The sequence below is a fragment of the Legionella parisiensis genome (assembly GCF_001467945.1).
Classification (GTDB): Bacteria; Pseudomonadota; Gammaproteobacteria; order Legionellales; family Legionellaceae; genus Legionella; species Legionella parisiensis.
Map to the genome: position 1 here is coordinate 112,323 of NZ_LNYQ01000002.1, position 23,545 is coordinate 135,867.

The window sequence follows — 23,545 nt, forward strand, 5'->3', positions numbered from 1 at the left end:
CATAAAATTGATATTTATTTTTTTATGCCTAACGTTTCAAGAACAAATTCACAGCGCTCTGTAATCGTTTTTTTAGGCATGAGCATGATTTCAAAACCAAACTCTTTATATACATCTATGTGAATTTGCTCAAAAATAAGGGCGTCTTCATAACTGATTTTGCGAGCTGAAGTTGGTTCAATAAACCCCAAGTTCTCAAAAAAGAATACTTTGCGTTGATAAATACTAGCTTTTAGGCAGTGGTCAACTTCAGCTAATAAGATAGGTGAGGGTGTAAAATCATTTTTATGCCAATGAGCGGAATAACGCCCCAATGCATAAGCACAAAATGGCGATCGGTCATAAAATTGCAACGCACCTTGAGCATTCAATTGCCTTAATTTTTGTGTTAAAACAATCTTATCTACAAAATCAGTCTCTTCCCATGGACGCATAATTCCCTTTGCCTGTTCCTCTGCAATGACATCTGTTGCAGACTCAGGAATCACTACATACCCTAATCTTTTCAATGCCAAAATAACAGAAGTTTTTCCACTGCCTGGGGTGCCAGTAAAGATAAAACGATTTGCTTGTTCTAATTTATTCATGTAATTCAAATCTTTTTTGGAGCTCACCATTTATCTCAATGTTTTCAAGGAACATTTTGAGAGGTCGAACCCATAGTTCAAAATCGCCGTAAAGCGCTCTGTAAACCACCATATCTTCTAAGCTTTCCGAATGCCTGGCAATATCAATCACTTCATACAGATTGCCTTTATAATGACGGTATATTCCTTTTTTAATAAAACTCATAGCACCTTCTTCATATAATAACGCTGATGACCTTTTGGACAGTCATCCAGAACCCCAAACTCTTCATAACCATGTTTGAGATAAAAATCTTTTGCTTGAAAATCAAAGGTATCGAGGTGAATTAAACTGACTCCTAATTCTTTTGCTTTCTCCTCAACTTTATTGAGTAAAAGGGTACCCAAACCTTGGTTCCGATATTTTTCCTCAACAAAAAAGACACTGATGTACAGGATATTCCATGTATAAACCTCCGAACAAATACCCGCTATTACCTCATCACCGTTTTTAATCGTAACGTTTATATCAATTAATTCCGGTTGTTGTGTTGCAGAGACACACAATTTATTAAACTCAAACAACTTTTGATCGATAATTTTAAATGAATCTTTGGCATTGAACTCCAATTTATATTTTGTGTTTGGTACATATACATCGCAGCTATCAGTTGTTTTTTTAGTTACAGTATCTCTTTCTACATGCAAATGTTTGGTTACTTTTTTGGTAAACCACAAAATTAAATCATCATCCAAGGGATATGTTTCCCCAGGAATGGTTGGTTTATAATGATAAGTTACCCCTAAACCATCAGGAATATAACCTCGGTTAGCATAAAGTCGTTGAGCTTGTCCATATCCGCCATCAGGACCACCATATAATCCAACACCAATTCCTACAACATCACACTGACTGGCTGCATTTTCTTCAGCAATAGTGAGCAAAGCACTGCCTATTCCACGCTTGCGGAAAGCAGGCAATACATTTAAGTCCATAATTTCTGGGATTCCTTTATGAGAAAAAGGTTTATAGTGTGAGGTCCATTTTAGAGTAACATAGCCCGCGATTTGGTCTTGAACATAGGCCACCCAAACGACTCGCTCAGACTGTTCTTGTTCTTGATAGTACCCTTCAAACAAAACGTAAGGTTTTTGCCAATTTGCTTTTTGAAACGCATCGACCAAAACGGGGATATCGCATAATTCTAGTGGCTTAATGGCAATTGACGATTGGTTTTCTGCTAAAGCTTCAAGCTGTTTCATCATGTACACCATATTCCACTCATATCCTGCTGGTTTTAAATCCAAAAGAGGGTTAAAACCAACGGACTGATAGAATCGGTAGGTTTTAAGGTAATTCTCTTCCAATTCAGAGGGGCTTAGGGTTTCAACGGTTATAGTTTTAGCACCTTGTGTTGCAGCAAAATGGCAAGCCGTTTTGATTAATTGCTTTCCTACACCTTGACGATGATAATCACGTTTTACAGCCATCCAGTAAATATTAGCATTATCAGGATAGGGAAAATCAATTGAAACAAGGCCAAACGTATTATCCCCATCTTTTGCCGCAAAATTAGTGCGTGTGGTCACACCTATTGCGTAGTGCTCGTTCGCTTCTGGCAAACCAAAGTATTCTGGCAAATCCTTTGTAATGGTTCGACATAAGGATTGAGCTAAATCTCCCGTTATTTTTTCGATTTGAATCATAGTATTTTCCCTACTGCAGTATCTCTCGCATCACCTTCATAGCCATCTGGATCATCAAATGGCATGTCGATGTAATCATTATTTCTATAAAATCTTAGCGCATCCGGTGAAGACTCCACGTGCAAGCTTTGATAGCCTTGTGTTTTTAGCCACTTTTCACATAACGCCAAGAATTGGCCACCATATTGGTGGTTTCTTTTTTCCTCATCAATCACAATGATGCGCAAAGCTGCTCTTTTGTGAGGCCATAATTGCAGATGGGCATAACCAATGATGTCGCTTCCTTGAGATAAAACAAAATGAACATGAGCTTCATGCTCAAAAGTCCAAGTATATGGATCAGAAAGCCCTGCCTTATCAAAAAAATAGAATTGTCTAAAATGGCGTACTTTATCCCATTCACGAGGTGTTAATGCCTTAACCACTCTTAATCCATTAAATCCTGCTTTTCTATCAATAGCTGCGATAAAATCCTCTTTACCCACGCAATAGGCAGTAATGTCATAGGGATGTTGATGTGCTAACTCTTGTTTTAAACGAGCATAGGCTACTCTATCTTCTGGATTTGCTCTCATCCAGTCCCTAAATTTTAAATGGCGCTCGATTTCTGGGTTTCCAAACTCAAAAATATGAGCATGATGAGTTCTTTGGTTATCTCCCTTTTGAAAATAGCGGCGAAATGGAATTCCGTATTCTCCTTTTGCTTCATAGCCCAGGGCTTTCATGGCAGCATTGGCACTATCTACTTTGCTTAGTTCCAAAACAACTGGAATCATATCGATGATTGGTTTTGCAGCCAAACCAGGTACTGAAGTGGAACCGATATGATGAATTTCAATGCAATTACTACCTAATGCTTTTTTAATTCGCTCTGCTTCCTGTTCAAATTGCATAGGCCAATTAGCATCATAAGAAACTACTTCGATAAGCCGTTGTTGTTGGTTGACTTCCATCATCTATTCTCTCTCTTGAATATGCTGAACCATTTCATCCACAAATGCGGTGACTTCTTGATAGGTTTCTTCGGTCAAGATATCGCTTGCATGATCTAGTTCCGCTTTAGTTAATGCTCGTTGAATTAAAGCTCGCCATTTTGGGAATTGATTTTTAGCCCACACTCCAGCTTTTAACTTAGAGCCTTGTTCCTGATGGTGGAGCACGTACAAAGCCCTGCACAGTGTTAATACAGCATAATATTGGTACCCTAAAGAATTTCTGGTATGAATAACCCAATCTTGCCATTCAATGCTCTGCTTTTTGACATGCTCTATAAACTCACTGCTTGATACAGGAGCAACAATCGACTTTGCTGATGGACCATATAGAATGAGGCTATTTGTTTGCAATAAATAATAATTAATAAGCCAGTCAGTTCCCGCCTGTTTGAGGTGAAACGGTTCTCCTGGGCTAATGACAGCAATTTGACCTTGCTCTGTCTTAAAATGTTGTAACATTCTATACGATGCATAAGCTACTTCAATTCGGTCATACCAATCTGGAAAATGCTGAACCAGATTGGTATGCAAATAATCTAAAGCCGCGAATTCTTCTGATGTCATTTCTTGGTTTAATGCCACAAGAACATCAATGTCGCTGGTTGTTTCATCAAAATCACCCCAGACGAATGAACCATACACGTAAACGCCCAGCAAATGTTCCTTTAAAATTGATTGCAAGCCGGACAGTAAGTCATTAAGCAAATGATTCACTTCCGAAAATTCTGTATGTAATTTACTCATCTAATACCCCGTTATTAACTGACTCTTCAGATTCTTCTTTTCGCTCATCAGGCAAGAATCCACCTACTTGCGCGTCCCACAGGGTTTTATACAAACCACCAAGATTCAACAGTTCAGTATGTGTGCCATCTTCAACAATATGGCCTTTATCAAATACTAAAATTCGGTCCATATGCAGCAGAGTCGATAAGCGATGCGCAACGACCAGGGTTGTTTTTCCCTGCATCAACTCCCAAAGACTGTCTTGAATGTTGGATTCTGTAATGGAGTCCAGCTGGGACGTGGCTTCGTCCAACATTAAAATGGGTGCATTTTTTAAAATCGCACGAGCAATGGCAATACGCTGGCGTTGCCCGCCTGAAAGCTTCACACCACGCTCACCGACCAATGTCTCATAGCCTTCTGGCAAAAGACTGATAAACTCATGCGCATGAGCCTTCTTGGAGGCTAAAATGACTTCCTCATCCGAGGCTTTTGTCCTACCATAACGAATATTATCCATTAAGCTTCGATGAAAAAGTGTAGGGTCTTGAGGAATCATAGCAATGGCTTGTCTTAAACTCTCTTGAGTCACTTCAGATAGGTTTTGATCATCGATTAGAATTTGTCCATCCACTACCTCATAAAGTCGCAAAATCAAATTAACAAAAGTGGACTTGCCGCTGCCTGAATAGCCCACTAACCCCACTTTTTGACCTGCTTCAATGGTTACCGACTTATTCTGGAACAAGGAGTAACCACCTTGGTAATGAAATTTTACCTTTGAAAATTCAATTTGCCCTTGCGTAACAATTAATTGGGATGCATTTTTTTTATCCTGTATCTCATGGGGGATGACCAATGCATTTAAACTTTGTCTTGCCTTGCCTAAGGCTTGGTTAAATTGGTCCACTTGGTACATGGTGTACCACATCATATGCCCCAATTCCATGGAAAGCCCAAGAATCAAAGCAAAATCACCAATGCTCACCAGTCCCTTGCCATACAAGTGAATTAAGGTAATCGATGCCAAACCCATCATTACCGCAATCATTCCACCTTGGGCGCAGCATAACAAAACAATAAACAGCTCTTTTCTTTGGAAAGCCCGTTGTACCGAGCGAAAAAAAGTATTCATACGCTCTACTTCAAAGCCTTTACGTGAAAAAATACGAATATTGGATTGATTCGCCAGGCTATCTACTAATTGCCCAGAAAGCTGCGATTCAGAATTTGCATGGTCATCCGATAACTGAACCAATCGCGCCGACATCCAAATACTAAATGAGGCAAAGGCAATGAACCATAAGAATAAAATATAAAAGAACAGGACATTAACAAAATAGGCTGTAATAAAGGAAACCAGCAACAATGAAGCACCACGTAGAAAATCGACAGATACGCGATGCAAAATAATCTCAAGATTATCAGCAAGAGTCGTAATTTGTGTGGCAATTCGCCCTGATAGGTTATCCTGAAAAAATTGCGTACTACTTCCCAACACATACTCAAACATTTGGCTAATAATTTGGTTTTTAATCACCGCTTCGTATTTATAGTTCAAGTACCCGATTGTTCGCCAGGTGATATTGTCAAAGATAATAAAGTTCAATACCAATAATCCAGCGATCCAATACAAAGCGGAGAGGTCTGTATTTGTCTTTGCCACTAAGGTATTAATGAAGGACTTAATCAATAAACTATTAAACGGTCCCCAAAATCCAGCCATTAAAGCAAGCAGGATAAATAAAAAAACCATGCGACGATACGGTTTTAAAAAATGCCACATAAAAGAGCTTATGTGGTTAGGCAAACGACTAGTCATGATGAACACCCTCTGCTTGTTCCCCATTGAAATGATGTATCTTCCCTTGATGAATGTGATACCTGGTTTCAATGTGAATGGATTCTAAAAAATCATGATCGTGAGAAATAACCAGTATCGCACCTGGAAATTCACGTAATACTCCGATGATATGATCGCGTGTTTCCAGATCTACATTGTTGGTTACCTCATCTAAAACAAGTAGTTTAGGCGGATTGGCAGCAATCAAGGCTAAAGAAAGCCTTGCCTTTTCACCACCAGAAAGATCTTTGACCTTTATTTCTACCTCTTCATTTTTGCGAAATAAAAAGTCATTTAAATGGGCACGAAGTTCAGCATGAGAAGCATGGGGCATCTGACTTTTCATCAAATCCAGAACTGTTTCGTCACAATCCAGATGTTGATAATGCTGATCGAGATACCCAACTGTATTGTACTGAGGAAGAGTCCACTCACCTGTTCTCTTAATGTGACTATCCTCCAAAATCGCTTTGGCAAAGGTGGACTTCCCTGATGCGTTGTCCCCATACAATGCCACTCGTTCGCAGCCATTTAAGTGAAAATGAATGTCTTCCAGAATCACAGCTCCTGATTCATAGGCAATAGAAGTGTCTTGAATCCTGATTAAGGGCTTATGGTGGTCAAGACCGTTTAATTTAAATTTGGGCTTAATCGTTTGCGGAAGGTTTAGAGAAGAAAGCTCTTCAAGCAAGTGTTCTTTTTTATGATTAATCTGACTTAATCGTTTATTTCCTGTTGTCATTGCATTGGCGAGCTTTGTATGAGACCGAATCGTTGGCCATTTGCGTTGGGCTATCTTTTTTTCACCTGAAACACGAGAACGTTTATTACGTTCTTGTTCTCTCATTAGAGCAAGATGTGATTCTTTCTTCTCACGTGCAATCCGTGATAATTCCTGTTCAATCGATGCTTTCTTGTTTTCAAGCATCTGCTGATACTCAAAATAAGCCCCTCTAAATAGAGTGAGCCTACCCAAATCAATATGCCATAGAGTATCTGCGACGGTATTGATGAGCTCCGTATCATGAGAAGCAATGACCAACGTCCCCGGATAATGCTCGAGCATCCGCATTAAAGAACGACGATTGCGTCTGTCCAGATGATTTGTGGGTTCATCTAACAACAAAACATTCGGATCTTCAGACAATATTTTGGTTAACGCCTGGTTTAATCGTTGACCACCACTTAAATCAGGACATTCTTCAATCAATTGGGGTAAGTAACCAAAACGAACATCCTGTGGCATTTGAATTTCGCCAGCAGAGGCTGAACAAAAACCAGCAAGCATTTTAAGTAAGGTAGATTTTCCCGAGCCATTTCTGCCAATCAGTGCAATACGCTCACCAAAATGGATTTCACCACTGAAGTTTTGAAAACAGATTTTATGCGAATAGATAAGACCTAGGTCTTTAAATTGAATCGGTTTATGGTGCATGATTTACTCTTAAGCATGTCTTTTAGGACAATAAAAAATAGAAAATCAACAATGATTTCCTCTATTCGCCCTATTAGATGGGCGTACTTAAGATGTAATTTTCATGGCGTTATAAACCTACGTTTTACGGTTTTTCATATTATTTCAAATTTTAATGCAAAATAGTTGCTGATGTCAATCTTTGTTTCGCTCTTTGGCCGCAAACCGAGTATTTAGAGTCTTTAAATCTTAAGCTAGAGAAAAAAGTTCATGAGCGAACACGAGCGCTTCATCGGGTTAATGAAACTTTTGAAGAAAGCGAAAAACGATTTCGTGCGGCTTTTGATTATGCAGACATCGGTATGGCTTTAGTTTCATTGGAAGGACGCTGGCTTAAGGTGAATAAATCGCTGTGCCAAATAACAGGTTACACAGAAGAAGAACTATTACAAATCGATTTTCAGCGGATAACCTATCCTGATGATTTGCAAACCGATTTAAATTATGTGCGCCAATTATTGAACGGCACAATAAGCTCCTACCAAATGGAAAAACGTTATATTTGTAAAAATGGCGCCATCGTTTGGATTTTATTGAGTGGTTCGTTAATTAGGGATGCACATAGTGCCCCGCTGTATTTTATTGCTCAAATTCAAAATATTGATGCTCAAAAAAAGGCTGAACATGAGTTGGTTAGGATGGCCTACCATGATGCATTGACAGGATTGGCAAACCGCAAGCAATTGGAGCAATCGTTTCTATTATTTATGGCGTATGCAAAGCGCCATCAATGCAGTATCGCCGTGCTGTTTATGGACTTGGATTACTTTAAGAAGATTAACGGTACGTTTGGCCATGATGCCGGTGATTTGTTATTAATAGAGGTTGCATCACGTCTAACAGCATCGGTGCGCTCTTCAGATATTGTGGGACGACAAGGTGGGGACGAATTCTTAATTATTCTTTCAGATATTGTTCATGAGGAAGAGGTACATACCGTGATTAATCATTTGTTTCATGCTATCCAACAGCCTATTCTTATAAAAGAACAGACCATTTCGATTTCGTTGAGTATCGGTGTGAGCCTTTATCCTCAAGATGGTTCTGATTTGGATACGTTGATTCAACATGCGGATGCCGCTTTATATCAAGTGAAATCCACAGGAAGAAATAATTTTAAGTTTTATACGCCTTTCCATTGAGTTGGGCTGTGATGGGTGAAATACTCTTATTTCACCTGAGTATTAGTGACAAGGAAACAAGGGATAGGTCATGGCAGCATTTACTAGTGTTACTCAAAACGAACTGCAGCAAATTATTTCACAACTAGAGCAAGCAATTTATAATCATCAACAATGGCACAATTCATTGATTAGAACCTTGATTTGCCGACTGCCTGGAGATAACAACGATTTGCAGCCTGACGCTCATACGCGTTGCCGATTTGGGCAATGGTATTACAGTGGCATCCCAAAAGAAATTCAAGAACATCCTGGAATCATTAATATAGGCGTGTCACACCAACGCATGCATCAATTAACCGCGCAGTTATTACAAAAGGCAAGTATGCCAGAAGGGATAGCCCCTATTGACTACAATCATTTTGCCAATGCCTTGGAGCAGATGCGACTTGAGCTCTCCGCTCTTAAAATGAGTTGGAATATCTGATTCACAGCCGAGATGCGTTGACTGGGGCACTGTCTCGCGTGACGATGCTGTCGACTTTGCGAGAGCAACAAGAAATTATTAAGCGCCAAGGGCAAAGTTGTTGCTTGGTTATGGTGGATTTAGATTACTTTAAAGAGATTAATGATCGGCACGGCCATCAGATGGGAGATCGTGTTTTGGCAACAGCTGTTCGTCTGTTTATTGAGAATCTAAGGGCCTATGATAAAGTTTTTCGTTATGGTGGTGAAGAATTTTTACTGTGTTTGCCATTTACCGATTTGGATATGGGGTTCGCAATGAGTGAACGTCTTCGGAAAGTGCTTGAGGCCATTACCATCGATGATGGCAAGGAGCACTTGATTCAAGTAACTGCCTCTTTTGGTCTGGCGCTGCTTGAGCCTAATAAACCGATAGAGGAGTCTATTGAACATGCAGACAAGGCATTGTATTTGGCTAAGTCCGAAGGACGAAACCGGGTGCGCGTTTGGAAATAGGTAATCCACTGGTTTTATTGAATTACTTAATGGAGAGCGTTAGGTTTAAAAGTTCCTTCCGGGTCACTTAAATCAACTCCATTTGGCATGGTTGCGCGTGGATTTTCAAGATGCAGGGCTTCTTTAATGACCATCGGATACCGTGGGGACATTAATGTATCAATTTATCTTTGGGGTTTTCAATTTAGCTTAATGTGCTTTCCAGATAATGGATAATTATTATCGCTTTTTCTTCACTGAATGGTTTTCTAAAACTACACAAGTGAGGGCTTCCCATTTCATTTTTTATCGGTGGATGTTCGCAGATTAGTGCAATCACTGGAGCTGTAGTAAATGGGTGGTGTTTTTTTATCAATGCAGTCCAATCATAGTCACCTTGTGAATAGTACAAGTAGCTATCAATTAAAAGCATATCATAGCTTTTAGATGTAATTTGCATCAGAGTGTCTTCAATTGAGGGAACGATATCCACGTGTTGTCCAAGCTGCATTAATTGATTTCGGATAATAATGCGAGCAGGAAAAGATGCTTCTGCAACAAGAAAACGAAAAGAATAATTCATTAGTCCTCTGTTCTTTGTTCAAATCCTATTAAAAAGTATAGTGTGTCCAAGGGGATGTTGCGATAATACAAGAAAAACAAGCCGCGTAGCGTCTTTACAAAGCGATTCAATACTTTTTTAGTGGGTCTTCACGCTCAATCTGCTGATTGGTCGATGCAAGACTTGCTAATAAACCTTCAATAAGAAAAGGGAGACATGCCGGCGGATAGTGCAATGAACCCGCCTTCTCCATAACCTGGTTTGCTCTCTTCTGCTGTTATGATGGTATCAATAGGAGCAAATAGTGTTTGATTAATTGCCTCTTCTGTAAAATGAATTTCATGAAGCAATTCAAGAATCTCGGATACTGAATAAAAGTGAGCATATTGAGAAAATGGGTTGTCTTGTTTTGTGGCTTCGTACTGCTGTCCAAGCATCGAATGTTTATCAATCATGCCTATGATAATCTTCCCATTAGGTTTTAAGACTCGTTTTGCTTCGAGAAGTGCTACTAACGGCAAGTCAACATAACATAACGCCGTATTGAATAAGACAAAATCAAATTGCTGTTCCTGGAAAGGCAATGATTCAGCAACCCCTTCGAATACATCAATACCTCTTAATTTAGCGAAATGACTTAATTGAACAGAAGGATCGATGCCTGTTTTTATACCCAATGCGGCAGCAAATCGTCCAGAACCAACGCCCACCTCAAGTCCTTCTCCTGATTGAGGGGTGACTTTCTTTAAGGCTTCAAGTTCCGATTGAAAAACACCTGGATGACTATCAAACCAACCATCATAATCTTCAGCCAATTGGTTAAACATTTTAACTGATTCAATTCCCATATTGACCCAATATTTTATGTTCACTCACGGTGTTGTTGCCCATCAAAAAACGTAAATCGTATGATTTACCTTATGAGCATAGCATTGACAAATAAATACGCAACACCAATATAAAATTTTTTTATTTGGACAGGAGGCAATCGATTGGTTGCTATGAAAAACACAGAACTCTATTTATAAAAAATCATGAAAATTCCGGAGGATATGAATGACCATGCATCACCAGAATCCTGATTAAAGAAAATGTTCTGCAGAATTGTATCGAACGACAACACCAAGTACACTTGGTTTTTAGTCACTTATACAATCAATTGATGAATAAATCGGATTCCTTTTATAACCTGGAAACTCTTGGTGGTATCCTATTATTTATTGCTGCAGTGCTTGCGATAATCGTTGCCAATTCCCCTTATCGTATTGGTTATGAGCATTTTTTGCATATTAATGGCAGTGTTTCTGTTGGGAATCTTTCCATAAAAAAACCGCTAATTCTATGGATCAATGATGGATTAATGGCTGTATATTTCTTATTGATTGGCCTTGAAATTAAACGGGAAATCAATCGGGGAATTTTGAGTAATAAAACCAATCTACTGGCTCCAGCCCTTACGGCATTAAGTGGCTTGCTCTTTCCCGCTTTAATCTTTGCTTTCTTTAATGCTCATAATCCAGTCTATCTAAAAGGATGGGCAATCCCTACCGCTACCGATATTGCATTTACTCTAGGAATCGTCTCTCTTTTAGGCTCACGTGTACCTTTTTCACTCAAAATTTTACTCACTGCCATCGCCATTTTTGATGATATGGCAGCCATTGTTATTATTGCGCTGTTTTATACTGCAAAGTTATCGCTTTTTTCTTTTTCACTGGCATTATTGTTTACCCTGATTTTGATTGGCTTAAATTATTTTAAATGTCGCCGCATTTCAGTATTCATGCTTTTTGGGGTAGCTCTGTGGATCGCCGTATTAAAATCTGGCGTTCATGCAACCCTTGCCGGGATTGTGATTGCCATGACCATCCCTGATGTAGGCAAGGAATCGATGCTGACGCGCCTAGAAGACGGTTTGCATCATTGGGTTGTCTTTTTCATTCTTCCCTTGTTTGCCTTTGCTAATGCAGGGATCACTTTTATAGGGCTTGATTTCTCAATATTTACCCACCCAGTGGTTTTAGGCGTTGGGCTAGGATTGTTTCTTGGAAAACAATTGGGTATTTTCTTATCTTTGGGCTATTTTGTTAAGTTCAAAAAACTTCTTAAGACAGATAAGGTGAATCTTGCTCAAGTTTATGGCATTGCACTTATTTGCGGCGTTGGCTTTACCATGAGTTTGTTTATTGGTTCTTTGGCTTACCAAAACAATGATTCAAGCTTAATGCCCATGGTTAAAATGGGCGTAGTGCTTGGTTCGTTTATATCAGGACTCACTGGATTTTTAATGTTAAAAATGGCCTCAATCAAACGATAACAAAGTATTTTTCTATAGGGACAAACCAATTTAATTAAGGAGAATAATCATGGAGAAAAAGATAGCAATTGTTACTGGTGGTACAGGAGGTATTGGTAGCGCTATTTGTCAACGATTAGCAACAGACTATTCTGTGATTGCCTGCTACTTCAAAAACGGCAATCATGAAGAAGCAATTCAATGGCAAAAAGAGCAACAACAAGCAGGATTTGAAATTGATATACTGTATGCGGATATTGCGCGGTTTAATGATTGTGAACAGCTGGTATCACTGGTTATGGAACGCTACGGTCGTATTGACGTATTGGTTAACAATGCAGGTGTGACTCAGGATTCCAGTTTAAAAAAGATGTCGCCAGAGCAATGGAAAAGTGTAGTGAATGCGAACCTCACCAGTGTATTTAACATGACGCGAAATACACTACCTGCCATGCTTGAGAAAGGGTATGGACGTATTATCTCTATTTCCTCAATTAATGGACGTAAGGGTCAGTTTGGGCAATGCAATTACGCAGCAACCAAGGCCGCATTGTTTGGCTTTACCAAAAGCCTGGCGCTTGAAGTAGCCAGCAAAGGCATTACGGTGAATACTATTTCGCCAGGCTATATTGAAACGCCCATGATTCGCAAAATGCGAGAAGACGTTTTAAATACTATAATTTCAGTCATACCGGTAGGGCGCTTGGGACTTCCGCAAGATGTTGCAGAGGCCGTTGCTTTTTTGGCATCCCCTGCATCGAGTTTTATCACTGGAGCTAATCTGGATGTCAATGGCGGCCAATACATGTAAAAAGCAAGGAGCAATTGCGGTTCAAATACGATTTTGAAACATTGCTCCAGCCCTTTCAAGGAGGAATAAGTAATGCACCGATTTCATAACATTTTATTCGTTAGCCATGGAATTAAGAACGAAACAGAAGCCTTACAGCTGGCGTTAAAATTAGCTTCTAAAAACGAGGCACAGCTTCATATTTTAATTACCTGCCCTCCTTTTCCTGATACGCTTAGTGAGTACAAAACTTCTTATGAAGCATCATTGATTGACAAAATGAACAAAGCCATTCAATTGGCCAAATCAGGGCTTGGGGTATCTAAAAAGAAAATTCCCATCGATATTGAAGTGGATTGTGGCACAACGGGTTTGGGGAGCAATGGAACAGCCAACCGACTTAAGGACTATATTGGTCTTTTAATATCTATAATTCGGTATGTTTCATTTTATAGGATTGTAAACTGTGAAGTTGTTCAAGTATTTTCATTGAATACAGATAGATAACCAATTTTTTTCATCATTAGTAATTAAGTTTTCAAATTACCTATAATAGAACAAATAGTTTTATTGTTTTATTCAATATCTATGATGAATTCTTTAAAAACCTTTATTTTTAGGTAACAATGACGCTTTAACATTACGGCTCTGAAGAAAACTATGAATAAGGGGTATAAATAAATGGGCTGCTCCACTTGTCCTTCTCACAAAGAACCAATGCCCAAACTGTGGCATAATCCTAAAGTCATTACGGCAGCAATAGCCGGTATATTATTAACTATTGGTTTTGTAGGCTCATATTTGACACTACCAAGGATAATTGCTAACGGGTTTTACATAGGCGCGGTGTTAATTGGTGGATATTATTTCGCACGGGAAGCTATAGAAGAATTTTTCAAAGAACATGAAATCGGTATTGAGTTTTTGATGTCTACCGCTGCTATTGTTGCTGGTGTGATGGGACAATGGGCAGAATCGGCAACACTGGTTTTTTTATATTCTATTTCTGAAGCAGCAGAGGGTTATGCTGGTGAAAGGGCGCGACATGCTATCAGAGTATTGATGGAACTTGCCCCAAAATCCGCATTAGTCCGACGTAATAATAGCGAGTTCCTAATACCTTTAGAAGACATTCAAATTGGAGATGAGTTTATTGTTCGTCCTGGTGAAAGCATCGCTACAGATGGAGAGGTCATATCTGGACATTCTAGTGTAAACCAAGCGCCTATCACGGGTGAATCAATTCCTGTTGAGAAATTTGTGGGAAATAAAGTATTTTCTGCAACTATTAACGGCGAGGGGACTCTTACTATTCGCGCTACCAAAAAATTTGCTGAGAACACGTTATCTCGTATTATTTTTCTTGTTGAAAAAGCACAGGATAAAAAAGGTCGCAGTCAACGATTTATAGAGCGTTTTGGCAATCTCTACAGTCCATTCGTTCTTTTAGCAGGGGTACTAATAGCTACCCTACCTCCTCTATTTGGGCTGCATTGGCAAGAATGGGTGCTACGTGCAACGGTGTTTATTGTTGCAGCTGCACCATGTGCTTTAGTAATTTCTATCCCAATTACCCTTGTAGCTGCTCTTGGTACAGCCAGTCGAAACGGAATATTACTTAAGGGTGGGATATATTTAGAAAAATTGGTTCAAATAAAGGTTATTGCGCTTGATAAAACAGGAACCTTAACACAAGGACAACCCAAGGTCACCGATATCATTTCGTTAAATAATTATACTCAGAACCAAATATTAAATGTAGCTGCCACCCTTGAATCGCGTTCCCAGCATCCACTGGCACATGCCATTTTACAACAAGCAAAGGCAGAAAGTGTTGCATATAAACCTGTTGAACATTTTAAGTCATTGACTGGTTCAGGGGTTCAGGGTTTTATAAATGGAGAACAATTTTATATTGGCAATCCAAAATTATTTATTGATATGGGTCTATTGGTAGAAACTGTAATTCAAGAAATAAATAAATTACAGACCGTTGGAAAGACTGTCGTATTAGTAGGAACAGATAAGGAAATTCTCGGTTTAATTGCAATTACTGATCCTCTAAGATCTACAGCAAGGCAGATGGTATCGTCCCTAAAATTGATGGGTATTGAGCGTGTTGTTATGCTCACTGGAGATAACTCGATAACTGCCGCGTCAATTGGAGTTCAAGCAGGTGTAGATGAAGTATTCTCTGATTTATCACCAGAAGATAAGACACGAAAAATTGAGGAACTGGAAAGACGTTACGGTAAGGTAATGATGGTTGGCGATGGAGTAAATGATGCTCCAGCACTTGCAGCAGCACATGTAGGAGTTGCAATGGGCGCCGCTGGAACCGATGTTGCATTAGAAACTGCGGATGTAGCATTAATGGGTGATAATTTATTAAAATTACCTTATCTCATCGAGTTTAGTCATCGAACCTGGAATATAATTTTACAAAATTTAGGACTATCTATAATTGTTATTAGCTCTCTTATTGTCGGGGCGGTAACTGGCTATTTTACGTTGCCAATAGCAGTTTTAGCCCATGAAATAAGTGAGCTTATTGTTATTGCAAGTGGTCTTCGCATGTTAAAATCTTAACTGTAGATGAGCGCATTACAATGCGCTTAATACTCTCTCCAGTTTTTGTCTTACTTCTCCAGCGACCAGATTGATCTCAGGATTGCCGACCAATTCTAATACTGATTTTGGATCCATAAATTCAATATGCACTTTGCCTATATCATCCTGGCGTACAACCACATTACATGGTAGAAGCAAACCTATAGATGGCTCCTTTTCTAAAGCATGATGGGCAAATTGCGGATTGCATGCACCAAGAATTTGATAGGGAGGCATATCTTTATTTAATTTTTTTTTCAAAGTTGCTGACACATCTATATTTGTAAGAACTCCAAATCCCTCTTTTTGCAGTTCTTCAGTAACTTTTTTAATTGCATCATCAAATGAATACAATACTTCTTTTCCAAATCCATATTTTATATTGATCATTCTTTATCCATAAAAATTAACTCAAACCATACCAGATGTTATCATTAATAAATAATTCTTAATATTAAGAATACCATAGGATTGGGGATCTGTAGTGAATTATTCTTGTTGTAAACGATAAATTGTTGCTTTATGGACATTAAACGTTTTTGCAATCTCACTTACCGATTTATCTTCTTGCAAAAGCCGCTTGGCCAATGACTTTTGTTCTTTATTCATTTTTTCAGGTCGTCCAAAACGAACTCCACGTTGCTTTGCAGCTGCGCGACCCGCACCAGTACGTTCACGAATTAAGTCACGCTCAAATTCTGCAATACCTGCGAATACGGTCATGATCATTTTACCGGCATGAGAAGTGGTATCTGCCCAAGGCTCGGAAAGCGAACAAAAGGAAGCCTCTGTTGTTCTTATGCAGTCTATTAATTCTAATAAATGCTGGGTTGAACGCGCCAATCTATCCAATTTCCAAACAACGACTACATCTTCAGGTCGAAGCTGATCAAGTAATCGTTGTAATTCTGGACGATCTCTTTTTGCACCAGAAATTTTTTCCTGATAGATACGTTTACAACCAGCTTCTTTTAGTGCAACTAATTGCAACTCTAAATTTTGATCCGTGGTTGAAACGCGAGCATACCCAATTTTCATAACTAATCCCTAATATTTTATTTGCAAATCATATCGCAAAACAATAGACTTTTGCATCTGATTTTTGCAACGAATTTAAACCTTTAAATAAAGGCATTCAAATTCCGTTGCAAAACTTCTAAGTTTAGCAACAACACCTATTGATTTTGGATAAACATGCCTGTTAGTTTTCTCTCCCCAGTACAATGTGACAATTACGCTAAATATCCTACTGACCTACCACCAGATATCGTAGATAGCCTTTTTTTCCTCGATGATCAGGATATGGAGTGGATTGCAAACAAGCGTGGTGACTTCAGCAGGTTAGGTTATGCATTACAGCTGACAACAGTTCGATTTATTGGAGCTTTTATTTCCGACTTGAATCAGATTCCTCGTGTGGTAATTGAGCGAGTTGCTATTCAAATCAAGGTTAATGATCCTGAAAGTTGCATATCAATGTACATGAAAAGTGAGCAGCGTTGGCGTCATGCTGTTGAAATTCGAGCGCGTTATGGCTATATAGAATTTGCTGAAAAAGGTAGTCGTTATCGTCTTGGTCGCATATTATGTGCACTATGCTGGACTGGTACTGACAGACCTGGAGTGCTTTTTGATCATGCAGTGGGTTGGCTATCGACCAACAAAATATTGTTACCAGGTATTACAGTTCTTGAGCGTTTTGTTGCAGAAATTCGCTCCAGGATGGAGTCTCGCTTATGGCGAATGTTGATTAAAAATTTAAGCGCATCACAACAGGAAAAACTGAATGACCTCTTGGTGGTAGAGGATGACGAACATCTGTCATTGCTTGATAAACTGCGTAAAGGTCCGGTTAGCATCAGTAGCACAGCTCTTGTGCAAGCATTAAAACGGGTTGAGTCTGCCCGCAACATTAGTGTTGAATTACCACTGTACCGCATCCCCGCCTGTAAAATAGCAACACTTGCACGCTTTGCTAATACGGCAAAAATTACAGCCATCAACCGCTTGCCGTTTGAGCGTAAAATGGCGACGCTCGTTGCTTTTGCGAATCATTTTGAGTCAGACTCCCAAGATGATTCTCTGGACGTGCTCAGTATGGTATTGCGTGATTTATTCTCAAAGGCCAAGCAAGAAAATAAAAATACACGACTGCGAACTCTTAAAGATCTCGATCAAGCTACAGCCACATTGGTCGATGCATGTAAATTACTACTGAATACAGAATTATGTGATCATGAAATTCGGGACACAATTTATACAACAGTAGGTCATGAAGCGCTTGTATCTGCAGTTGAAAATGCCACTGCCTTAATCAGGCCGCCAAGTAATGTGTTTTATCATGAGCTTGAACAAAAGGAAAAAACAGTTCAGAAATTTTTACCTTCGCTCCTTCGAGTAATAAATTTTGATAGTAATCAAGCGGGAAAACCTCTTCTTGCCAGTCTTGAATGGTTAAAGGGAAAACAAACGGATGAACCGCCAATGGAGATTATTGGAACATCATGGAAACGTAATATTGTTATTAAAAATGAATGTAGCGTTATCAATTGGCCACAAGACGAACCACGACCCACTTATCGCGTCATAAAGAAACTTGTAAAAACCCAAGATGGTATCATTTTGCATAACGATAAACTTTTATATGCTGACCTTATCAATAAAAAAATTAAGGAAATCGTTGTACCAGAGAAAAAACAATCTCAAGTTGAGAAATTGAAAAAATCCATTTTAAACATGAAGGAAGTTCAAAAAAACGCAAATAATAAAGAGCTTGCATTAATAACATCAATAACTGGCCGGGATAGCAATAGAACTACAATTGACCGAACAGCATATATATTTTGTGTTCTTGATAAATTGCAATCGGCACTGAAACATAGGGATGTGTTCATAAGTCCGAGTTGGCGGTATGCTGATCCAAGAGCCAATCTTTATTCTGGCTCAGAGTGGGAGGCAATACGTCCTATGATTTGCCGCTCATTAAATTTAACAATTGACCCAATGTTAGCCATAACAAGCCTTACAGATGAACTACATCAAGTGTATCGGTTAGTTGCTGCAAATATTGATAATAACCCTGCTGTTCGATTTGAAACAGTTAAGGGTAATGAGGAGCTGATTCTAACTCAGCTTGATGCACTTGATGAGCCTCCATCATTAAAAGCATTGAGAGCTGCTGTAAAAGCCAAATTACCACGTGTCGATTTACCCGAGATGGTACTTGAGATAGCCACACGTACTGGATTTGCGGATGGATTTACCCACATCAATGAAGGAAGTGCGCGTGCTGAGGATCTATTAATCAGTTTATGTGCTGAATTGCTAGCAGACGCTTGCAATACTGGACGAGAACCGTTTGTTCGTGAGGACATACCTGCTTTAAAAAGAGATAGATTGGTATGGGTTGATCAAAATTATATTCGAAATGAAACGATAATGGCGGTCAATGCCATTTTAGTTTCTGCTCAAAATCAAATTCCATTAGCTAAGAAATGGGGCGGAGGCGATATTGCATCGGCTGATGGCATGCGCTTCGTTGTACCGGTTAGAACAGTGCACGCTGCTCCAAATCCAAAATATTTTAAATCAGGTCGTGGTGTCACTTGGTACAATCTAATCTCTAATCAACGAACTGGCTTAAATGCTGTAACAGTACCTGGCACTTTACGTGATAGCCTAATATTGTTAGGCGTTGTTCTTGAGCAACAGACGGAATTACAGCCAACGCGGATCATGACAGATGCAGGCGCATACAGTGATATTGTATTTGGACTGTTTCGTTTGTTGGGACTTCGTTTCAGTCCGCGATTGGCTGATATGGGTGGTGCTAGATTCTGGCGGATTGATCCGTTGGCTGATTATGGAAAGCTCAATGTACTTGCAAAAAGTCGTATAAATATAAATCTTGTTCCTCCTGAGTGGGATGATATTTTACGTTTATTGGCTTCATTAAAACTCGGGAGAGTTCCCGCAGAAGGCATTATGCGCACTCTTCAAGTTGCTGATAAACCAACTCGTTTAGCCAAAGCAATTGCCGAAATTGGGCGAATTGACAAAACTATCCACATGCTCAATTATCTTCATGATGAGTCATTCCGTCGTCAGACTTTGGTACAACTAAATTTGGGCGAAGGCAGACACAGTTTAGGTCGTTCTGTTTTTCATGGTAAGCGAGGAGAACTTCATCAGCGGTATCGTGCAGGGCAAGAAGATCAGTTAGGTGCCCTTGGACTGGTTTTAAATATCATTACACTTTGGAACACTATTTACATGGATGCTGCCATTAATCAATTACGACAAGAAGGCTTCCCCGTATACGATGAAGATGTAGCCAGACTGTCCGCATATGGATATGGTCATATTAATATGCTCGGACGATATTCCTTTGCCATGCCAGATGAGGTAAAACGTGGTGAGTTAAGGCCATTAAGAACAACAGAAAAGCCTTAAGTCGGTTGGCTGTTCCATTGCTCCCCAAGCCCGCACAACACCTGACATCCGAATCATTCGCCATGTCCTTAAAAATTCACATGATCTTCTCATCAAAGAAGCGGAAACACGAGAAGGTATGAAAGGCTTTAAAGCACTGGACATGGAACTATTGCGCAAATGCCCCTGTGCCTTGTTTCTTTATCGTCCGCTTAAGCACACGCAACAGGATATTCGCATTGCAGTGGCTATTGATCCCAAAGATGAAGAAGCAGAAGCCCTGGACCTTTCGCTTCGCTTATTAGAAGTTGCTCATTCATTAAACGTCCGTTATCAGGGTAAATTAAGTATTATTTCCTGTTGGGAATTTGCGCTGGAAAGTTACTTACGGGATAGTGTGTGGTTAAAAATATCTAAAGAAGAATTAGATAGAATAGTCGCTGAAGAAAAACATGTTCATGGATTGCTCTTGCAAGAGCTCATTAAACGGTCTCAAATTTCTGGAGCATACCAAATTGACCATCTGAAAGGACAACCAGAAGAGGTTATCCCCGCCATCATAACCCATAAAAGAATCGATATTTTGGTGATGGGCACCGTCGCACGCACCGGGATATCTGGATTTATGATTGGCAATACTGCGGAAAACATCTTGCAAGACATTGATTGCTCGTTACTGGCATTAAAACCACAAGGTTTTGTATCCCCAGTAAAAGCCTATTAATCAGGGAAAAGAGGACCATGGTGGAATCAAAAAACAACATCCCAGAGCTCTGCTGGCATGAGCAGTCAGCAGAAGCAATTCTCGCGACATTAAATACTACATCAGAATTCGGTTTAAGCGAGGACGAATCGAAAAACAGATTAAAACGTTATGACCTCAATTGTTTACCGGAACCTCAAAGAAAAAATGTTTATTTTCGCTTCTTGCTCCAGTTTCATAACATCCTCATCTATGTGTTACTAGGGGCTGCTCTGGTGACTTTACTCTTGCAACATTGGATAGATACTGGCGTTATTTTAGCAGTCGTCATCATCAATGCCCTAATCGGTTTTATCCAGGAAGGAAAAGCAGAAAAAGCACTGGACGCGATTCGGAAAATGCTGTCCCCTACGGCTACCGTATTACGGGATGGCGAACGACGGCGTATTGCTGGTGAGGAGCTTGTGCCAGGCGATATTGTTTTGCTGGAAGCAGGAGATAAAGTTCCTGCCGATGTACGCTTAATAAAATCTCATGGACTCACCATCCAGGAGGCCATCTTAACTGGTGAATCCATTCCGGTTGAAAAACACATTCATTCAGTCCCAAGAAATGCCGTATTAGGTGACAGGACTTGTATGGCATTTAGTGGGACCCTGGTAACCAATGGTCAGGGCAAAGGCATTGTGGTGGCCACAGGCTCATCCACTCAAATTGGACATATTAGTGGGCTATTGTCAAAAGTAGAGTCTTTAACCACACCCTTAGTCCTACAAATGGGGCTGTTTGCAAAATGGCTGACTTTGTTCATTTTATTGATTGCGGCACTCCTTCTTGCGTATGGGTATTTTGTTCAACATCACCCGTTTGTTGAATTGTTTATGGTCGTGGTTGGTTTATCGGTTGCGGCTATCCCGGAAGGTCTTCCTGCCGTTCTTTCAATTACCTTAGCTATTGGTGTGCAGGCTATGGCGCGACGACATACCATTGTACGTCGACTACCTGCCATTGAAACCTTAGGCGCGGTATCGGTTATCTGTACGGATAAAACAGGTACCCTCACTCTAAATGAGATGACCGTGTCTTCGGTTATAACCAGCAGCCACCTATTTACTCTCGACAGCACCGGTTACGAGCCGGTCGGTGCCCTGATGTTGAATGAACAAATCATTGATCATAACGAGCACCCTGTACTGAAAAAACTGGCCCATGCAGCAATTCTTTGCAATGACGCCATGCTTCGTGAACATGAAGGATGTTGGTCTGTGGATGGGGACCCTATGGAGGGCGCTTTGTTAACCTTTGCAGGTAAGACGGGACTTGTCCTTAAAGAGGAAAACGAATCCTGGAGGCGTACCGATATCATTCCTTTTGATGCCAAGCATCGCTTCATGGCAACTCTTCACCACGACCATTTCAATCATGCGATGGTCATGGTGAAGGGAGCTCCTGAGCAGATTTTGGGTATGTGTCAAGTTCAACAAACAGACTGGGGTGGAACAGAGCCATTAAATGAGTCTTACTGGAAAGAGCAGATGGAAATGATTGCAGCAAGTGGACAGCGCATCCTCGCTTTTGCTGTCAGAAAAATAAAGCCAGAACATATCGTTTTGGAGTTCGCTGATGTTGAAGGGAATCTCACGTTACTTGGGATGGTTGGACTGATTGATCCGCCCAGACCTGAAGCCATTGCAGCAGTGGCAGAATGCCATACAGCGGGCATTCAAGTAAAAATGATCACAGGCGATCATGCCAGTACAGCGGTTGCTATTGGCCGGCAAATAGGACTTAAAAATTTGGATAAGGTATTAACAGACATTGATTTGGATAACATGGATGACGCCGTACTCAGAAATGCTGTATTGCTAACCGATATTTTTGCCCGAACAAGTCCTGAACATAAACTAAGGCTGGTGATGGCATTGCAATCACATGGAATGACTGTGGCCATGACCGGCGATGGGGTCAATGATGCGCCTGCGTTAAAACGAGCAGATGCAGGAATTGCTATGGGGAGAAAAGGCAGTGAAGTCGCCAAAGAGGCGGCTGAATTTGTACTGGTGGATGATAATTTTGCTTCCATTGTAGCCGCTGTACGTGAAGGCCGTACTGTTTATGATAATCTTAAAAAAGTGATTAGCTGGACTTTACCCACCAATGCGGGTGAGTCAATGACGATTATCCTGGCTCTGCTGTTAGGTCTAAGCTTGCCGGTAACGCCGATTCAAATTTTATGGATCAACCTGATTACCGCAGTGACTCTTGGCATTGCCCTGGCCTTTGAGCCGACCGAAGAAGGGACCATGCAAAGACCACCACGCCCTCGAAACGAGCCTTTACTGACCGGCAGCTTGGTATGGCATATGCTTCTGGTTTCTATTCTCTTTATTTGTGGCGTCTTTGGACTCTATTTTTATGCGCTCGATCGCGGTTACTCGCTTGAGTTGGCACGCACAATCGCATTAAACACACTGGTTGTTCTTGAGATTTTTCATTTGTTTTATATTCGCAATATTTATGGAACATCACTCACATGGAACGCAGTACAAGGGACCAAAGTGGTTTGGATGGCGGTCATTGTGATTACTGTGGCACAGTTTGCAATCACCTATTTCGCTCCTTTACAAACCATATTTGTTACTGAAAGTATCCCCTTTGGGGATGGCGTACTCGTCGTTCTAACCGGCGCACTGTTTTTTGCTGTGCTTGAAATTGAAAAGCAACTGCGGTTAAAGCTGATTGCTGTTCGCAAGAGTTAGAC

Annotated in this window: 21 protein-coding genes and 1 pseudogene; 10 read left to right on the plus strand and 12 right to left on the minus strand. The window is 40.1% G+C overall.

Going from position 1 to position 23,545, the window contains the following annotated elements:
• Positions 1-14: 14 nt before the first annotated feature.
• The 7 genes from Lpar_RS00670 to Lpar_RS00700 are packed head-to-tail and all read right to left on the minus strand — an operon-like array spanning position 15 to position 7,272.
• Positions 15-587: an AAA family ATPase gene (locus Lpar_RS00670; RefSeq protein ID WP_014845081.1), complete on the minus strand. Its 573-nt coding sequence runs from the start codon at positions 585-587 to the stop codon at positions 15-17.
• Entirely contained in the window at positions 580-792 is a 213-nt protein-coding gene (locus tag Lpar_RS00675; RefSeq protein WP_014845082.1) for a DUF1653 domain-containing protein, read from the minus strand. Before Lpar_RS00675 ends, Lpar_RS00670 begins: the two co-directional genes overlap by 8 nt.
• Positions 789-2,273, minus strand: a complete 1,485-nt coding sequence (locus tag Lpar_RS00680; RefSeq protein ID WP_014845083.1) for a GNAT family N-acetyltransferase — start codon at positions 2,271-2,273, stop codon at positions 789-791. Before Lpar_RS00680 ends, Lpar_RS00675 begins: the two co-directional genes overlap by 4 nt.
• Positions 2,270-3,226: a bifunctional GrpB family protein/GNAT family N-acetyltransferase gene (locus tag Lpar_RS00685; RefSeq protein WP_029489092.1), complete on the minus strand. Its 957-nt coding sequence runs from the start codon at positions 3,224-3,226 to the stop codon at positions 2,270-2,272. The genes Lpar_RS00680 and Lpar_RS00685 overlap by 4 nt, the downstream gene beginning before the upstream one ends.
• A gap of 3 nt (positions 3,227-3,229) precedes the next feature.
• Entirely contained in the window at positions 3,230-4,012 is a 783-nt protein-coding gene (locus Lpar_RS00690) for a nucleotidyltransferase domain-containing protein (protein WP_014845085.1), read from the minus strand.
• Positions 4,005-5,816, minus strand: coding sequence for an ABC transporter ATP-binding protein (locus tag Lpar_RS00695; RefSeq protein ID WP_014845086.1), 1,812 nt, complete (start codon positions 5,814-5,816; stop codon positions 4,005-4,007). Before Lpar_RS00695 ends, Lpar_RS00690 begins: the two co-directional genes overlap by 8 nt.
• Positions 5,809-7,272, minus strand: a complete 1,464-nt coding sequence (locus Lpar_RS00700; RefSeq protein ID WP_014845087.1) for an ABC-F family ATP-binding cassette domain-containing protein — start codon at positions 7,270-7,272, stop codon at positions 5,809-5,811. The genes Lpar_RS00695 and Lpar_RS00700 overlap by 8 nt, the downstream gene beginning before the upstream one ends.
• A gap of 341 nt (positions 7,273-7,613) precedes the next feature.
• Here Lpar_RS00700 and Lpar_RS00705 point away from each other — a divergent pair, with 341 nt between their 5' ends.
• From Lpar_RS00705 to Lpar_RS00715, 3 genes are all read left to right on the plus strand, one after another.
• The gene (locus tag Lpar_RS00705; protein ID WP_014845088.1) at positions 7,614-8,453 is read left to right on the plus strand and encodes a GGDEF domain-containing protein; all 840 of its coding nucleotides are present in this window, start codon (positions 7,614-7,616) and stop codon (positions 8,451-8,453) included.
• Between the two features lie 70 nt (positions 8,454-8,523).
• Positions 8,524-8,919 carry a CZB domain-containing protein gene (locus Lpar_RS00710; RefSeq protein ID WP_014845089.1) on the plus strand — a complete coding sequence of 132 codons (396 nt, stop codon included), beginning with the start codon at positions 8,524-8,526 and terminating at the stop codon, positions 8,917-8,919.
• 17 nt (positions 8,920-8,936) lie between these two features.
• A complete protein-coding gene (locus Lpar_RS00715) occupies positions 8,937-9,413 on the plus strand; it encodes a GGDEF domain-containing protein (RefSeq protein WP_129556956.1) in 477 nt (158 codons plus the stop codon).
• A gap of 26 nt (positions 9,414-9,439) precedes the next feature.
• Here Lpar_RS00715 and Lpar_RS19515 read toward each other — a convergent pair whose 3' ends face one another.
• The 3 genes from Lpar_RS19515 to Lpar_RS00725 all read right to left on the minus strand — a co-directional run bounded on the left by Lpar_RS19515 (position 9,440) and on the right by Lpar_RS00725 (position 10,802).
• Positions 9,440-9,565 carry a hypothetical protein gene (locus Lpar_RS19515; RefSeq protein ID WP_019350452.1) on the minus strand — a complete coding sequence of 42 codons (126 nt, stop codon included), beginning with the start codon at positions 9,563-9,565 and terminating at the stop codon, positions 9,440-9,442.
• Positions 9,566-9,597: 32 nt separating this feature from the next.
• On the minus strand, positions 9,598-9,975 hold the full coding sequence (locus Lpar_RS00720; protein ID WP_014845091.1) for a response regulator: 378 nt from the start codon (positions 9,973-9,975) through the stop codon (positions 9,598-9,600).
• Positions 9,976-10,151: 176 nt separating this feature from the next.
• Complete coding sequence (locus Lpar_RS00725) at positions 10,152-10,802, minus strand: class I SAM-dependent methyltransferase (RefSeq protein WP_014845092.1); 651 nt, start codon at positions 10,800-10,802, stop codon at positions 10,152-10,154.
• A gap of 314 nt (positions 10,803-11,116) precedes the next feature.
• Here Lpar_RS00725 and nhaA point away from each other — a divergent pair, with 314 nt between their 5' ends.
• The 4 genes from nhaA (at position 11,117) to Lpar_RS00745 (ending at position 15,629) form a co-directional block, all read left to right on the plus strand.
• Complete coding sequence (gene nhaA, locus Lpar_RS00730) at positions 11,117-12,271, plus strand: Na+/H+ antiporter NhaA (RefSeq protein ID WP_014845093.1); 1,155 nt, start codon at positions 11,117-11,119, stop codon at positions 12,269-12,271.
• 49 nt (positions 12,272-12,320) lie between these two features.
• Complete coding sequence (gene phbB / locus Lpar_RS00735; RefSeq protein WP_014845094.1) at positions 12,321-13,061, plus strand: acetoacetyl-CoA reductase; 741 nt, start codon at positions 12,321-12,323, stop codon at positions 13,059-13,061.
• 72 nt (positions 13,062-13,133) lie between these two features.
• Complete coding sequence (locus tag Lpar_RS00740) at positions 13,134-13,547, plus strand: hypothetical protein (RefSeq protein WP_014845095.1); 414 nt, start codon at positions 13,134-13,136, stop codon at positions 13,545-13,547.
• 174 nt (positions 13,548-13,721) lie between these two features.
• Positions 13,722-15,629, plus strand: coding sequence for a heavy metal translocating P-type ATPase (locus tag Lpar_RS00745; protein WP_012187540.1), 1,908 nt, complete (start codon positions 13,722-13,724; stop codon positions 15,627-15,629).
• Between the two features lie 15 nt (positions 15,630-15,644).
• Here Lpar_RS00745 and Lpar_RS00750 read toward each other — a convergent pair whose 3' ends face one another.
• Both Lpar_RS00750 and Lpar_RS00755 read right to left on the minus strand, forming a co-directional pair.
• A complete protein-coding gene (locus Lpar_RS00750) occupies positions 15,645-16,040 on the minus strand; it encodes a DUF302 domain-containing protein (RefSeq protein WP_012187539.1) in 396 nt (131 codons plus the stop codon).
• Positions 16,041-16,139: 99 nt separating this feature from the next.
• Complete coding sequence (locus Lpar_RS00755; RefSeq protein WP_012187538.1) at positions 16,140-16,688, minus strand: recombinase family protein; 549 nt, start codon at positions 16,686-16,688, stop codon at positions 16,140-16,142.
• Between the two features lie 156 nt (positions 16,689-16,844).
• Here Lpar_RS00755 and Lpar_RS00760 point away from each other — a divergent pair, with 156 nt between their 5' ends.
• The 3 genes and pseudogenes from Lpar_RS00760 to Lpar_RS00770 all read left to right on the plus strand — a co-directional run bounded on the left by Lpar_RS00760 (position 16,845) and on the right by Lpar_RS00770 (position 23,543).
• Entirely contained in the window at positions 16,845-20,102 is a 3,258-nt protein-coding gene (locus Lpar_RS00760; RefSeq protein ID WP_012187537.1) for a Tn3 family transposase, read from the plus strand.
• A 40-nt stretch (positions 20,103-20,142) separates the two neighbouring features.
• A pseudogene (locus Lpar_RS00765) lies at positions 20,143-20,805 on the plus strand (universal stress protein); the annotation flags it as partial.
• A 17-nt stretch (positions 20,806-20,822) separates the two neighbouring features.
• Positions 20,823-23,543 carry a cation-transporting P-type ATPase gene (locus tag Lpar_RS00770; RefSeq protein WP_014845097.1) on the plus strand — a complete coding sequence of 907 codons (2,721 nt, stop codon included), beginning with the start codon at positions 20,823-20,825 and terminating at the stop codon, positions 23,541-23,543.
• Positions 23,544-23,545 lie beyond the last annotated feature (2 nt).

Excerpts from the sequence above, each read along its gene's own strand:
- Lpar_RS00670 (WP_014845081.1), bottom strand. The coding sequence starts at position 587 with ATGAATAAATTAGAACAAGCAAATCGTTTTATCTTTACTGGCACCCCA.
- Lpar_RS00675 (WP_014845082.1), bottom strand. The coding sequence starts at position 792 with ATGAGTTTTATTAAAAAAGGAATATACCGTCATTATAAAGGCAATCTG.
- Lpar_RS00680 (WP_014845083.1), bottom strand. The coding sequence starts at position 2,273 with ATGATTCAAATCGAAAAAATAACGGGAGATTTAGCTCAATCCTTATGT.
- Lpar_RS00685 (WP_029489092.1), bottom strand. The coding sequence starts at position 3,226 with ATGGAAGTCAACCAACAACAACGGCTTATCGAAGTAGTTTCTTATGAT.
- Lpar_RS00690 (WP_014845085.1), bottom strand. The coding sequence starts at position 4,012 with ATGAGTAAATTACATACAGAATTTTCGGAAGTGAATCATTTGCTTAAT.
- Lpar_RS00695 (WP_014845086.1), bottom strand. The coding sequence starts at position 5,816 with ATGACTAGTCGTTTGCCTAACCACATAAGCTCTTTTATGTGGCATTTT.
- Lpar_RS00700 (WP_014845087.1), bottom strand. The coding sequence starts at position 7,272 with ATGCACCATAAACCGATTCAATTTAAAGACCTAGGTCTTATCTATTCG.
- Lpar_RS00705 (WP_014845088.1), top strand. The coding sequence starts at position 7,614 with ATGGCTTTAGTTTCATTGGAAGGACGCTGGCTTAAGGTGAATAAATCG.
- Lpar_RS00710 (WP_014845089.1), top strand. The coding sequence starts at position 8,524 with ATGGCAGCATTTACTAGTGTTACTCAAAACGAACTGCAGCAAATTATT.
- Lpar_RS19515 (WP_019350452.1), bottom strand. The coding sequence starts at position 9,565 with ATGTCCCCACGGTATCCGATGGTCATTAAAGAAGCCCTGCATCTTGAA.
- Lpar_RS00720 (WP_014845091.1), bottom strand. The coding sequence starts at position 9,975 with ATGAATTATTCTTTTCGTTTTCTTGTTGCAGAAGCATCTTTTCCTGCT.
- Lpar_RS00725 (WP_014845092.1), bottom strand. The coding sequence starts at position 10,802 with ATGGGAATTGAATCAGTTAAAATGTTTAACCAATTGGCTGAAGATTAT.
- nhaA (WP_014845093.1), top strand. The coding sequence starts at position 11,117 with ATGAATAAATCGGATTCCTTTTATAACCTGGAAACTCTTGGTGGTATC.
- phbB (WP_014845094.1), top strand. The coding sequence starts at position 12,321 with ATGGAGAAAAAGATAGCAATTGTTACTGGTGGTACAGGAGGTATTGGT.
- Lpar_RS00740 (WP_014845095.1), top strand. The coding sequence starts at position 13,134 with ATGCACCGATTTCATAACATTTTATTCGTTAGCCATGGAATTAAGAAC.
- Lpar_RS00745 (WP_012187540.1), top strand. The coding sequence starts at position 13,722 with ATGGGCTGCTCCACTTGTCCTTCTCACAAAGAACCAATGCCCAAACTG.
- Lpar_RS00750 (WP_012187539.1), bottom strand. The coding sequence starts at position 16,040 with ATGATCAATATAAAATATGGATTTGGAAAAGAAGTATTGTATTCATTT.
- Lpar_RS00755 (WP_012187538.1), bottom strand. The coding sequence starts at position 16,688 with ATGAAAATTGGGTATGCTCGCGTTTCAACCACGGATCAAAATTTAGAG.
- Lpar_RS00760 (WP_012187537.1), top strand. The coding sequence starts at position 16,845 with ATGCCTGTTAGTTTTCTCTCCCCAGTACAATGTGACAATTACGCTAAA.
- Lpar_RS00770 (WP_014845097.1), top strand. The coding sequence starts at position 20,823 with ATGGTGGAATCAAAAAACAACATCCCAGAGCTCTGCTGGCATGAGCAG.